Consider the following 13,122-nt stretch of genomic DNA (forward strand, 5'->3'; position numbering starts at 1 on the left):
CCGGCGCGCGCCGGCCGCGCGGCCGTGCGCACCATGCGCGTGACCACTGCGCGAGCGGCACGGAGGTGCGCCCTTGACCCGACAGCGCCGATGGGCGGCGGCGGCCCTGGCCGTGCTGGCCCTCACCGCCGTGCCGGTGCGTCCGGCGGCCGCCGAGCGCTCGCCGCAGGAGGAGTTGCGCGCCCTGTACCGGGAGACCGGGGAGGCGACCCGGGCTCACGAGGAGGCCGTCGCGCGGCTGGCCGAGCGGCGGGACGAGGCCAGGCGCTTGGAGGAGCGGCTGGCGGCGACCCGCTCCGACCTGGCCGCCGCCCGGGAAGCCGCCGGCCGCGTCGCCCGCGCCCAGTACCGCGGCGGCCTCCAACTGCCGCCGGCGCTCGCCCTGTTGCTCGGCGAGGACCCGGGGCAGGCGCTGCACGACCAGACGGTGGCGGCCCGGGCGGCGGCGGCCCGCGCCGCCGAGATCGACCGGCTCGACTCGGGCGAGCGGGCCGCCGACGAGCTGGCCACGGCGGCCCGGGCGGCCCTCGACGCGGAGCTGGCCGCCGCCGAGGAGGAACGCCGCCGGCGCGACGACCTGCACCGCCGTCTCGACGAACTGGCCGCCCTGACGGCCGGCCTCACCCCCGAGGAACTGGCCGAGCTGACACCGCCCCAGACGCCGGAGCCGACCGGAGGGGCCGGCCAGGCCGCCGGGGGCTAGCGGGGTCTCGGCGTCGCCTGGCGCAGTTCGGCCCGCAGCTCGGGGGTGAGCAGGTGGCCGGCGCGGCCGACGAAGAGCGCCATGTGGTAGGTCACCACACCCATGTCGGCCTCGGGGTCGGTGTAGACGCCGAGCAGCGAGCCGTCGCTGATGGACATGACCAGCAGGTTGCCCTCCGCCATGGCCACCAGCGTCTGCCGCACCTGGCCGCCGTCCATCAGCGCGGCCGCGCCGTTGGTGAGGCTGCCGAGCCCGGAGACCACGGTGGCCAGGTCGGCCGCCGCGCCCAGCGGTCCGGTCAGCGACCGGCGGCGCCGACCGGTCCCCGCCGGGTCCTCCGGGGGCTCGGAGGACAGCAGGGGCAGGCCGTCGGCGGAGACCACGGCGACCGAGAGCACCCCGGGCACCTCCTCCACCAGTCGGGTGAGCATCCAGCGCAGGTCCTGCCCTCCACTGCGGCTGGCGCCCGGCGGGACCTGGATCTGCGAGGTCATGACGGCATCTCCTCTCCGGTCGCTGCGGAGCCACGGAAGTCTCCCGGATAGCCACCCGCGGCCTGGGCCGCGTCCCGGTGGCCGTCACGCGCGCCACGCTGGAAGCCGCCGAGCCGACGACGCAGCTCCTCGGGGTCGACGGCCGGGGTCCGGCCGCCGTTGGGGTCGTCGAAGGGGGTCGGCACGCCCCTGGTGCGCCGCGGCAGGCCGCTGTCGGTGATGGCGTGCGCCGGCGGCGGCTGCGGCTGGAACCTGGGCGCGGTGTCCGCGGCGTGCGCGTGCTCGGTGTGCTCCGCCGCGCGCGCGTACTCGGCGGTCCTGGCGTCGGGGATGGGCACGGGCCCGCTGCCCCCCGGCTCGCGGACCGGCAGCGTGGGCGCCGTGCCGTGGCTCGGGTAGGGCTCGGTGACGTCCTCGACGAGGCGGGCCGGCACCGCGACCTCGGCCACCGTGCCGCCCGTCGGTCGGGCCCGCAGCCAGCAGCGGAGGCCGTGCCTGGCGGCCAGCCGGGCCACGGTGTAGAGGCCCATGCCGATGCCCATGCCGGCCTCGGGGACCGAGGCGGCGCCGGGGGGCGGGGTGACCGGGTCGGCGATCCTGGCGTTGAGCTCGGCGAGCCGCTCCTGGCTCAGGCCGAGGCCCTCGTCCTCGACGGTCATCAGCAACTCGCCGTCCGCCCAGCGGCCGGTGAGCCTGACCCGGGCGCCGGTCGGCGAGTAGGCGGTGGCGTTGTCGAGCAGTTCGGCCAGCAGGTGGCTCAGGTCGCGGGCCGCGACCCCGGTGATCCACACCGGCGGCGGCGCGGGCGCCGTCTCCACCAGCTCGTAGCGCTCTATCTCGCTGACGGCGGCGCGGGCCACGTCGATCAGCGGCATCGGCTCGTTGAGCTGCTGCGGGGGCTCGGCGCCGGCCAGCAGCAGCAGGTTCTCGCCGTGCCTGCGCATCCGGGCGGCGAGGTGATCGACGGTGAACAGCACCGCGAGCCGGTCCGGGTCGGTCTCCTGCGACTCCAGGCCCTCGATGACGGCCAGTTGCTCGCCGGTGAGGATCAGCAGCCGCTGCGCGTGGTGCGCGAACATGCCGTGCACCGCGCCGTGCAGCGCCGCGAGCCTGGCGTGCAGCTCGTTCTGCTCGGCGAGCAGCCGGTCGCGCTCGGCGCGCAGCCCGCCGGTGTCCTGGGCGATCTCGGCGGCCTGCTGGGCGGCCTCGGTCGCGTGCTGGTGCAGGCTGAGGGCGCGGGCGTGCAGCGCGTTGACCGAGGCCACGACCTCGGCGAACTCGTCGTTGCGCCCCGAGTACTTGACGGGCTCCTGCCCGGTGGGGTCGGCGGCGACCCGGCTGCTGCCAAGGCGGACGGCGGCCAGCGGGCGGGTGAGGGAGCGCGCGGTCCCCACGCTCACGCCGATCCCGAGGACCAGCGCCACCAGCAGGGCGCCGCCGGCGAAGGTGAGCTCCTGCACCTCGCCGTCGCGCAGGCTCCGCACCCGGTCGGTGTGCTCGTCGGCGAGGTCGGTGAGCACGCCCCGCTGGAGCCGGGTGCGGTCCAGCAGCGTGTCGTGGACCTGGCTCTCGTCCAGCGCGTGGTCCTCGGGCGAGAGCACGGGCGCGTCGGTGAGGACGAGCAGCAGCCCGGCGGCGGCCTCGGCGCCGCCGCCGGTGAGGGCGTGTTCGTAGGCGCCGGCGGCCCGGGGGCCGGCCACGGCGGTGAAGTCGGCGAGGGCGGCCTCCTCGCGCACCCGCTGCCGCTGGGCGAGGGTGGTGAGCTCGCGCTGCTCGCCGGGTCCTGCGAGGGCGGCGAGCAGCAGGCCGCGGGTGGCGGACGAGGCGTCCACGGCTCGGGCCAGGTCGGGCAGCGCGTCGGCGGCGGGGTCGTCGGCGTCCTCGGGGGCGGCGTCGACGGTGGCGCGCAGGAAGCCGTCGAGGGCCTGGACGATGGCGGTGTAGGCGTCGAAGGTCGCCAGCGGCGTCGCCTCGGCGGAGTGAGCGAACTCGCGGGCCGCCGGCAGGCCGGCGAGCGCGGCGCCGGTCTGCTGGTCGAGGGAACCGCCGAGGCCGGCGGCCGCGTCGTCGACGTGGGCCAGCTCGTCCTCGCCGCGAGCCGCGCCCGGGTTGCCCGCGGCGACGGCCGCGACCAGCGCGTCACGCTCGTCGGCGACCAGGTGGGAGAGGGTGACGACCTGCTCGGCGACCTGGGAGCGCTCGTGCAGCCGCCGGGCCTCGTCGTAGTCCTCCACGGTGCCGAGCATGGCGGGAGCACCGGCACCGAGCACCGCGACACCCGTGAGGAGCACACCGACCACCAGCCGGGTACGCACTCTCGCCCGCCGCCGCGCCGCACGCGTCCGGGAACCTGACGGTGCGGGGTGGGACGGGTCGGCGGGGTCGTGCAGTGTGGTCTTCCGCACCTGTGCTCGCATTCTCGTCACTTTGGGCACCGAACGTTGCCAGCGCCGACCGGGCAGCAGAGCGGTGTCCGCCCGGTCTTACCCGAAGGAGTGAACCTTACGGGGGAGTTGGCGGACAAGCCGACGTCGGAACCCGGCCTGCTCAGGGCCCCGATTCGACTGGAATTCCGCCGCGTCTCCTGGCAAGATCCCCTGTCCCCGCGTCAATACCCGCTGTTATACCCGCTGTTATCCCCACAATCACTGACATATCCCAGCCTACGGCAGACTGGTCGCCATGCGCATCCAGTCCGCTACCGAACCGGGCACCCCCGGCCTGCCAGACGAGGACTACGTGGCCGCGGCGACGCCCGCCTCGGGCGCGGGCGGCGCCCTCGTGCTGCTGGACGGCGTGACGGCGCCGACCGATGCCGTCGGCTGCCGGCACAGCGTCGCATGGTTCTCGTCGAGGCTCGGCGGGGCGCTGCTCGAACTGCTCGGCTCGCGGGCCGAGATGTCGCCCGCCTCCTGCCTGGCCGAGGCCATCGGCCGGACGGCCGACGCGCACCGCGAGACGTGTGACCTTTCTCACCGCCGCACGCCGCAGGCCACCGTCGTCTGCGCCCGCTGGACGGCCGAGACCGTCGAGTACCTGGTGCTTTCCGACTCCGCGCTGCTGATCGAGGACCAGGAGGGTGAGATCCACCCGGTACTTGACACGCGCCTCGACGATCTCCGGCCGGCGGCGCTGAGGTTGCCGCGCGGCGAGCGGGCGGCCTTCGTCGAGGGCCTGCGCAACATGCCGGGCGGCTTCTTCACGGCGGCGGCCGATCCGGCGGTGGCCGAGCTCGCCGTCACCGGCGCGCTGCCCCGGAGCCGGGTGCGCTCGCTGGTGGCCCTCAGCGACGGACTCGGCCGCTGGGTCGAGACGTTCGGCCTCGGCAACTGGGCCGACCTGTTCTCGGTGCTGATCGCGGACGGGCCGCAGGCGGCCATCAGGCAGGTGCGGGAGGCCGAGGCCGCCGACCCGGCGGGCACGGCGTACCCGCGCGGCAAGACGCATGACGACGCCTCGGTGTTGCTCGCCGAGCTCTGACTCCGCCCGCTGCGCGCGTAGACCGTGGGGGTCCCGGGGAGTTTTCACGCCTGAAAGTTGAGGGCCGGTCAGCCGTCCTGGCAGATCCGTTCGCGATCGCCACCGGGGTAGACCAACGGCGTGCCCGGCGCCCCCTTCCGCCTCACCAAGCACTCCCATTACCTTCACGATTGACGTGATCACACCATGTGAGCGCGACGAGCTGCTTCGCCCACCCCCACACCTCACGGCTCGAAAGGCTCGGCCCATGCTTGGTTCCGGTAGGTCAAGAACCCGTCCCGGCGCCCGCCGCCGCGGCATACCCGCCCTGCTCTCCACGGTCGTCGCCACCCTGGCGCTGCTGATCGCCACCCCCAACGCCGCGACCGCGGCCGAGGCCGCCGAGCGCGGCGAGCCGGCCGTCGGCTCCGCCTACCTCGGCTCCGAGATCCTCGAACACGAGGGCGGCCAACGCGTCACCGAGGACTCGATCGTCACCCCGCTCGCCACGGTCGAGGGCGTGGACGTCTCCAGCCACCAGGGCAACGTCGCCTGGAGCACGCTGTGGAACGCCGGCAACCGGTTCGCCTACGTCAAGGCGACCGAGGGCACCTCGTACCGGAACCCGTACTTCGCGCAGCAGTACAACGGCTCCTACAACGTGGGCATGATCCGCGGCGCCTACCACTTCGCGCTGCCCAACAACTCCAGCGGCGCCGCCCAGGCCAACTACTTCGTCGACAACGGCGGCGGCTGGTCCCGGGACGGCAGGACCCTGCCCGGCGTGGTGGACATGGAGTACAACCCCTACGGCGCCACCTGCTACGGGCTGAGCCAGTCCGCGATGGTCAACTGGATCCGGGACTTCGCCAACACCTACCGCGCCCGCACCGGTCGCGACGTGGTGATCTACACCTCCACCAGCTGGTGGACCACCTGCACCGGCAACTCCAGCGCCTTCGGCTCGACCAACCCGCTGTGGGTCGCCCGCTACGCCTCCTCGCCCGGCACCCTGCCGGCCGGCTGGGGCTTCTACACCTTCTGGCAGTACACCTCGACCGGTCCGACCGTTGGCGATCACAACGTCTTCAACGGCGCCATGGACCGGCTGCAGGCGCTCGCCAACGGCTGACCCGACCGCCGGAGCGAACCACCGCGAACGTGCGAAGGGGGCCATGCGCGATGATGGGCGCATGGCCCCCGCTCCGTTCCCCAACCCAGCTCCCCCCGCCGAGGACGACCGGCCGGTCGTCCTCGACCGCAGGGAAGGGCCGTTCGGCGAGGTGGTGTTGCGCCGCCACGGCGCGCTGCTCCAGATCGTCGCCAACGGCTGCTTCCTGATGGACACCTCGGACGGCCGCTCGGAACGCCTGCTGGTCACCGAGGCGTTCGCGGCCCTGGCCGGCGGCGGGCCGGCCGCCGCGCCGCCCGAGGTGCTGATCGGCGGTCTCGGGGTCGGCTTCTCGCTGGTCGCCGCGGCCAGCGAGCCGGGCTGGGGCCGCATCACCGTGCTGGAGCGGGAGGCGGCCGTCATCGACTGGCACCGGGCGGGCCCGCTGGGCGAGTTGACCGCGGGCGCGCTCGCCGACCCCCGGGTGCGGCTGGTCCACGACGACCTGCTGGCCCACCTGCGCGGCGTCCGGGCCGGTTACGACGCGTTGTGCCTGGACATCGACAACGGTCCCGACTGGACGGTGACCGAGGACAACGACGGCCTCTACTCCCCCGCCGGGCTCGCGGCCTGCCGCGCCGCGCTCCGCCCGGGCGGGCTGCTGGTGGTCTGGTCGGCACACGGCTCCGAGCGTTTTGTGGAGAATCTGCGGAAGGCCGGTTTCGCCGACGTTCGCACCAGAGAAGTCCCGGTTGCCCGAGGCGTTCCCGACGTGCTGTTTCTCGCCAGCCACCATCTCGCCAGGCAGTCCGCGTAGCCGCGGCCTTCCCATCGGGCCTACGCTGCTGCCCAGTGCCTACCAGCACCTTCACAGTCTCTGTGCAATCAGCACAGTCGCGGACCGCCACGACCGTTGGTCCACCCCGTACTTCGAAGCACACACCGAAGAACTCAGCAAAGAGCACAGCAAGAGAGCACAGCCAGCCGACTGGCACCACGATCCCGGGGGCGGGATAGATGAATCAGACGGACACCAGGACTCAGCCGATGGACCACACCCATCAGGAGAAGACACCCAAGCTCAACGGCCTGGGCGGGACCTCCGCCCCGCCGGAGCCGGCAGGACAGGAGCGCACCGGGCACCACACCTCCACCGCGACCACCCCAGGGGCGCAGCGCCGGGTCCTCGTCGTCGAGGACGACCCGACCATCGTCGAGGCGATCGCCGCCCGGCTGCGTGCCGAGGGCTTCCTCGTGCAGACCGCGGCGGACGGCCCGGCGGCCGTCGAGACCGCCGCCGCCTGGCACCCCGACCTGCTCATCCTCGACGTGATGCTGCCCGGCTTCGACGGTCTCGAGGTCTGCCGCCGGGTGCAGGCGCAGCGCCCCGTGCCGGTGCTGATGCTGACCGCGCGGGACGACGAGACGGACATGCTGGTCGGCCTCGGGGTCGGCGCCGACGACTACATGACCAAGCCGTTCTCCATGCGCGAGCTGGTCGCCAGGTCGCACGTGCTGCTCCGCCGCATCGAGCGCGCGGCGGTGGCCGCGACCACGCCCCGGCCCGGGAGCGTGCGCCTCGGCGACCTGGAGATCGACCGCACCCAGCGGCGGGTCCGGGCGGCCGGCAAGGACATCCACCTCACGCCGACCGAGTTCGACCTGCTGATGTGCCTGGCCCGCTCGCCGCGCGCCGTGCTCACCAGGGAGCAGCTGCTGGCCGAGGTCTGGGACTGGGCCGACGCCTCGGGCACCAGAACGGTGGACAGCCACGTCAAGGCGCTGCGCAGGAAGATCGGCGCCGAGCGGATCCGCACCGTGCACGGCGTCGGCTACGCGCTGGAGACCCCGCCGGGCTTCGCCGGTGAACCGGCGGCCAGGAGCCAGGGCGGATCCGAGGTCTGAGCCGCGTGTCCGTCCTGTCCGACCTGGTCAGACGCCCGGTCTGGCGGCGGGCCTGGCCCGCCGTGTGGCGGCTGCTGCGCCCGATCGACCCGATGCGCTCCGTGAAGGCGGCGCTCGGCTGGCTGGTGATCATCTCGGTCGCCATCACGACCCTGCTGATCCTGGTGGCCTACCGCTCGGACCTGGGGCTCCAGCTGATCGCCATCTTCGCGATCATCGCCTCGCTGCTGGTCACGCAGTTCGTGGCGCACAACCTGGCGACCCCGGTGCTGGAGATGACGTCCGCGTCCCGGGCCATGGCGCGGGGCGAGTACGGCCGGCGGGTGACCGTCACCCGTCGGGACGAGCTGGGCGACCTCGCGCACGCGTTCAACCGGATGGCCGCCGACCTGCAGGCGGCCGACCGGCACCGCAAGGAGCTGGTCGCCAACGTCTCCCACGAGCTGCGCACCCCCATCGCGGGGCTGCGCGCCGTGCTGGAGAACGTGGTGGACGGCGTCTCCGAGGCGGATCCGAAGACCATGGCCACCGCGCTGCGGCAGACCGAGCGGCTTGGCCGGCTCGTGGAGCAGCTGCTCGACCTGTCGCGCCTGGAGAACGGCGTGGTGCCGCTGCAGGCCGGGTTCTTCCAGGTCGAGCCGTATCTCACGGCCGTGCTGGGCGACGCCCAGGTGGCCCAGAAGCGCGGCAACGGGCGCACCGACGTGCGGCTGCGGCTCGACGTGACGCCAGTCGGCCTGCGGGCGCACGCCGACCGCGAGCGGCTCGACCAGGTGGTCACCAACCTGGTGGACAACGCGGTCAAGCACAGCCCGCCCGGCGGCCAGGTCACCGTGGTGGCGCGCCCCGGGCAGCTGCCGGGCGGCCTGGTGCTCGAGGTGCTCGACGAGGGTCCCGGGATCCCGCCGGAGCAGCGCGAGCTGGTCTTCGAGCGCTTCGGCCGGGGCACGATCGACGGCGTCACTCCGAGTGACGGCGGGACCGGTCTCGGGCTCGCGATCGCCCGCTGGGCGGTGGATCTACACGGCGGGACCATCGCGGTGGCCGAATCCCGACGGGGTTGCCGGATCCGGCTCACGCTCCCAGGTAACGCGAAGGCAAACAGTTGACGTAGAGTCGGTCCGGACCTCCGCCCCCAGGCCTGGCGGCCTGGGAGGTGCCCCCAACCGGGCGCTCCGGCGCCGACGGCTGCCCGCACGTGTCGGGCGCCGCGCGCCGGCATCGACGCAGCTCGGGTGCGGGGCCGGCCGGCCGCCACGGTGCCGTGGTCAGGCTTTGCCTTTTCGTTGCCTCTTTGAGCCGAACTTGGTGCCGTTCCCGAGGATTCAGCCGCTGAAACCCCATCCGGAATGTGGCGTAGGCCACGTCTGAGCTGTGAGGACTGCGCCCGACGGCGGTTGGGGCGTAGCCTTGTTTTCCGCTGTCCAATCACCTTGCGAAGCGGAAGAGGGCGGTTGCCGCCGTGTCGCCACAGTCTCCGAACACCTCCAGCGTCGACACCGACCAAGCGGCAGGGAAGAACCCTGCGGCTGGCTTCGGTGCAAACGAATGGCTCGTCGACGAGATCTACCAGCAGTACCTCCAGGACCCGAACTCGGTCGACCGTGCCTGGTGGGACTTTTTCGCCGACTACAAGCCGGGCACGGATGGTGCGGCGGCGGCCAGGCCGGCCGTGAGCACGCCGGCCGCCGCGGCACCCGCCGCCGCGCCGGCGGCCCGGGAGGCCGCCGCGCCCGCCGCTCCGGCCGCCGCGCCGGTTGCGCCTGCGAAGCCCGCCGCGGCCAAGCCGGCGGCGGCCCCGAAGGAGGTCGAGCCGGCCGCCGGGCCCGAGTTCGTCACGCTCCGCGGTCCCGCCGCGGCCGTGGCGAAGAACATGAACGCCTCCCGTGACCTGCCGACGGCCACCTCGGTCCGCGCGGTCCCGGTGAAGCTGCTGTTCGACAACCGGATCGTCATCAACAACCACCTGAAGCGCGCCCGCGGTGGCAAGGTCTCCTTCACGCACCTCATCGGCTACGCGATGGTGCAGGCGCTGAAGGCCATGCCGTCCATCAACTACTCGTACACCGAGAAGGACGGCAAGCCGACGCTGGTCAAGCCCGAGCACGTCAACCTGGGCCTGGCCATCGACCTGGTGAACAAGAGCGGCGACCGGCAGCTGGTCGTGGCCGGCATCAAGAAGGCCGAGACGCTCACCTTCTTCGAGTTCTGGCAGGCCTACGAGGACATCGTCCGCCGGGCGCGCACCGGCAAGTTGACGATGGAGGACTTCTCCGGCGTCACCGCCTCGCTCACCAACCCCGGCGGCATCGGCACGGTCCACTCGGTGCCGCGCCTGATGCCGGGTCAGGGCGTGATCCTCGGCGTCGGCGCGATGGAGTACCCGGCCGAGTTCCAGGGCACCTCGCAGGAGACGCTCAACCGCCTGGGCATCTCCAAGGTGATGACGCTCACCAGCACCTACGACCACCGGGTCATCCAGGGTGCGGCCTCCGGCGAGTTCCTGCGCCAGATCAGCCAACTGCTGCTCGGCGAGCACGGGTTCTACGACGACATCTTCGAGGCGCTGCGGATCCCCTACGAGCCGATCCGCTGGCACGTCGACATCGACGTCAACCACGACGACGAGGTCACCAAGGCCGCCCGGGTGTTCGACCTGATCCACGCGTACCGGGTGCGCGGCCACCTGATGGCCGACACCGACCCGCTGGAGTACAAGCAGCGCAAGCACCCCGACCTGGACATCACCGAGCACGGGCTCACCCTGTGGGACCTGGAGCGCGAGTTCGCGGTCGGCGGCTTCGCCGGCAAGTCCATGCTCAAGCTGCGCGACATCCTCGGCGTGCTGCGCGACTCGTACTGCCGCACCACCGGCATCGAGTACATGCACATCCAGGATCCCAAGGAGCGCAAGTGGATCCAGGACCGGGTGGAGCGCCCGCACACCCCGCCGGAGCGTGAGGAGCAGCTGCGCATCCTGCGCCGGCTCAACGCGTCGGAGGCGTTCGAGACCTTCCTGCAGACCAAGTACGTCGGCCAGAAGCGGTTCTCGCTCGAGGGCGGCGAGACGGTCATCCCGCTGCTCGACTCAGTGCTCGACGAGGCCGCGGCGGACAAGCTGGACGAGGTCGTCATCGGCATGGCGCACCGTGGCCGGCTCAACGTGCTGGCCAACGTCGTGGGCAAGTCCTACGCGCAGATCTTCCGGGAGTTCGAGGGCAACCTCGACCCGAAGTCCATGCACGGCTCGGGCGACGTCAAGTACCACCTGGGCACCGAGGGCACCTTCACCGGCCTGTCGGGCGAGCAGATCAAGGTCTCGCTGACGGCCAACCCCTCGCATCTGGAGGCCGTCGACCCGATCGTCGAGGGCGTGGCGCGGGCCAAGCAGGACGTGATCGGGCGCGGCGGCAAGGACTTCACGGTGCTGCCGATCCTGATCCACGGCGACGCGGCGTTCGCCGGCCAGGGCGTGGTCGCCGAGACGCTGAACATGTCGCAGCTGCGCGGCTACCGCACCGGCGGCACCGTGCACGTCATCATCAACAACCAGGTGGGCTACACCGCGACGGCCGCCGCCGCCCGGTCCTCCACCTACTGCACGGACGTGGCGCGGATGATCGAGGCGCCGATCTTCCACGTCAACGGCGACGACCCGGAGGCGGTGTGCCGGGTGGCCCGGCTCGCCTTCGAGTACCGGCAGGCGTTCAACAAGGACGTCGTCATCGACCTGGTCTGCTACCGGCGTCGCGGGCACAACGAGACGGACAACCCGTCGTTCACCCAGCCGCTGATGTACGACCTGATCGACAAGAAGCGCTCGGTGCGCAAGCTCTACACCGAGTCGCTGATCGGCCGCGGCGACATCACGCTGGAGGAGGCCGAGCAGGCGCTCCAGGACTTCCAGGACCAGCTGGAGAAGGTCTTCAAGGAGGTCAGGGAGGCCACGGTCACCCCGGCCCCGGCCGAGGTGCCGGCGCCCAAGCCGGAGTTCCCGGTGGCGGTGGCGACCGGCGTCAGCGCCGAGGTCGTCAAGCGGATCGCCGAGTCCCAGGTCAACATCCCCGAGCACATCACCGTGCACCCCCGGCTGCTGCCGCAGCTCCAGCGGCGCGCGGCGATGGTCGAGGAGGGGACGATCGACTGGGCGATGGGCGAGCTGCTGGCCATCGGCTCGCTGCTGATGGAGGGCACCCCGGTCCGCATGGCGGGCCAGGACACCAGGCGCGGCACCTTCGGCCAGCGGCACGCGGTGCTGATCGACCGGAAGACCGGCGAGGACTACACCCCGCTGCTCTACCTGTCCGAGGACCAGGCCAGGTTCAACATCTACGACTCGCTGCTCAGCGAGTACGCGGCGATGGGCTTCGAGTACGGCTACTCGCTGGCCAGGCCCGAGGCGCTGGTGATGTGGGAGGCGCAGTTCGGCGACTTCGCCAACGGCGCGGCCACCGTGATCGACGAGTTCATCTCGTCGGCCGAGCAGAAGTGGGGCCAGACCTCGGGCGTCACGCTGCTGCTGCCGCACGGCTACGAGGGCCAGGGCCCGGACCACTCCTCGGCCCGCATCGAGCGCTTCCTGCAGCTGTGCGCGCAGAACAACATGACGGTGGCGCTGCCGACCACCCCGGCGAACTACTTCCACCTGCTGCGGTGGCAGGTGCACAACCCGCACCACAAGCCGCTGGTGGTCTTCACGCCGAAGTGGATGCTGCGCCTGAAGGCCGCGACCTCCACGGCCGAGGAGTTCACGAGCGGCGGCTTCCGGCCGGTCATCGGGGACACCACGGTGGACCCGGCCGGCGTGCGGCGCGTGGTGCTCTGCACCGGCAAGGTGTACTACGAGCTGGCGGCCGAGCGCGAGAAGCTCGGGCGCCAGGACGTGGCGCTGGTCCGTCTCGAGCGGCTCCACCCGCTGCCGGCCGAGGAAGTCCAGGCGGAGCTCGCCAGGTACACGGCCGCGGACTCGGTGGTGTGGGCCCAGGAGGAGCCGGCCAACCAGGGCGCCTGGCCGTTCATCGCGCTCAACCTGGTGGAGAAGGTCGAGGCGGCCGGCAAGCTGCGGCGGGTGTCGCGTCCGGCGTCGTCCTCGCCTGCGGTCGGTTCCGCCAAGCGGCACCAGGCCGAGCAGCAGGCGCTGCTCGACGAGGTGTTCGCGCTCTGAGCGAGCCTTCCACGGGTCCGGCCCGTCGCCCGACGTGGGCGGCGGGCCGGACCCGTGTCCGTCCCCGTCCCGACAACGGAAAGGAGCAGCGTTGTACTTCACCGACCGAGGCATCGAGGAACTGGCGCGGCGGCGCGGCGAGGAGGAGGTCACCCTGGCCTGGCTCGCCGACCAGTTGCGGCTCTTCGTCGACCTGAACCCGGACTTCGAGGTGCCGGTCGAGCGGCTGGCGACCTGGCTGGCGCGCCTGGACGACGAGGACGACGACGACTGACCTTGACTTTCG

General features: G+C 72.6%; 10 protein-coding genes. 8 read left to right on the forward strand and 2 right to left on the reverse strand.

Annotated elements, in window-relative coordinates; translation table 11 throughout:
- The first annotated feature begins 73 nt into the window (after positions 1-73).
- Complete coding sequence (locus RNC47_RS14085) at positions 74-703, forward strand: coiled-coil domain-containing protein (RefSeq protein ID WP_311598786.1); 630 nt, start codon at positions 74-76, stop codon at positions 701-703.
- On the opposite strand, the gene RNC47_RS14090 is transcribed toward RNC47_RS14085, so the two are convergent.
- Together RNC47_RS14090 and RNC47_RS14095 are read right to left on the reverse strand one after the other, a co-directional pair.
- The gene (locus RNC47_RS14090) at positions 700-1,197 is read right to left on the reverse strand and encodes a roadblock/LC7 domain-containing protein (protein ID WP_311598788.1); all 498 of its coding nucleotides are present in this window, start codon (positions 1,195-1,197) and stop codon (positions 700-702) included. The genes RNC47_RS14085 and RNC47_RS14090 overlap by 4 nt on opposite strands.
- Complete coding sequence (locus RNC47_RS14095; RefSeq protein WP_311598790.1) at positions 1,194-3,488, reverse strand: sensor histidine kinase; 2,295 nt, start codon at positions 3,486-3,488, stop codon at positions 1,194-1,196. Before RNC47_RS14095 ends, RNC47_RS14090 begins: the two co-directional genes overlap by 4 nt.
- Before the next feature lie 391 nt (positions 3,489-3,879).
- On the opposite strand from RNC47_RS14095, the gene RNC47_RS14100 reads away from it, so the two are divergent.
- The 7 genes from RNC47_RS14100 (at position 3,880) to RNC47_RS14130 (ending at position 13,110) form a co-directional block, all read left to right on the forward strand.
- A complete protein-coding gene (locus RNC47_RS14100) occupies positions 3,880-4,677 on the forward strand; it encodes a protein phosphatase 2C domain-containing protein (RefSeq protein WP_311598791.1) in 798 nt (265 codons plus the stop codon).
- Positions 4,678-4,924: 247 nt separating this feature from the next.
- Positions 4,925-5,788, forward strand: a complete 864-nt coding sequence (locus RNC47_RS14105; protein WP_311598792.1) for a lysozyme — start codon at positions 4,925-4,927, stop codon at positions 5,786-5,788.
- 61 nt (positions 5,789-5,849) lie between these two features.
- Positions 5,850-6,584 (forward strand): spermidine synthase family protein, encoded by a 735-nt coding sequence (locus RNC47_RS14110; protein WP_311598794.1) that lies wholly within the window; start codon positions 5,850-5,852, stop codon positions 6,582-6,584.
- A 230-nt stretch (positions 6,585-6,814) separates the two neighbouring features.
- Entirely contained in the window at positions 6,815-7,672 is an 858-nt protein-coding gene (locus RNC47_RS14115; protein ID WP_311598796.1) for a response regulator transcription factor, read from the forward strand.
- 5 nt (positions 7,673-7,677) lie between these two features.
- Entirely contained in the window at positions 7,678-8,781 is a 1,104-nt protein-coding gene (locus tag RNC47_RS14120) for a sensor histidine kinase (RefSeq protein ID WP_387097272.1), read from the forward strand.
- A gap of 353 nt (positions 8,782-9,134) precedes the next feature.
- Positions 9,135-12,836, forward strand: a complete 3,702-nt coding sequence (locus RNC47_RS14125) for a multifunctional oxoglutarate decarboxylase/oxoglutarate dehydrogenase thiamine pyrophosphate-binding subunit/dihydrolipoyllysine-residue succinyltransferase subunit (RefSeq protein ID WP_311598798.1) — start codon at positions 9,135-9,137, stop codon at positions 12,834-12,836.
- A gap of 91 nt (positions 12,837-12,927) precedes the next feature.
- On the forward strand, positions 12,928-13,110 hold the full coding sequence (locus tag RNC47_RS14130; protein WP_132929215.1) for a DUF6104 family protein: 183 nt from the start codon (positions 12,928-12,930) through the stop codon (positions 13,108-13,110).
- The last annotated feature ends 12 nt before the right edge of the window (positions 13,111-13,122 follow it).

Origin of the sequence: Streptomyces millisiae, assembly GCF_031845425.1 — a bacterium.
Lineage (GTDB): Bacteria > Actinomycetota > Actinomycetes > Streptomycetales > Streptomycetaceae > Streptomyces > Streptomyces millisiae.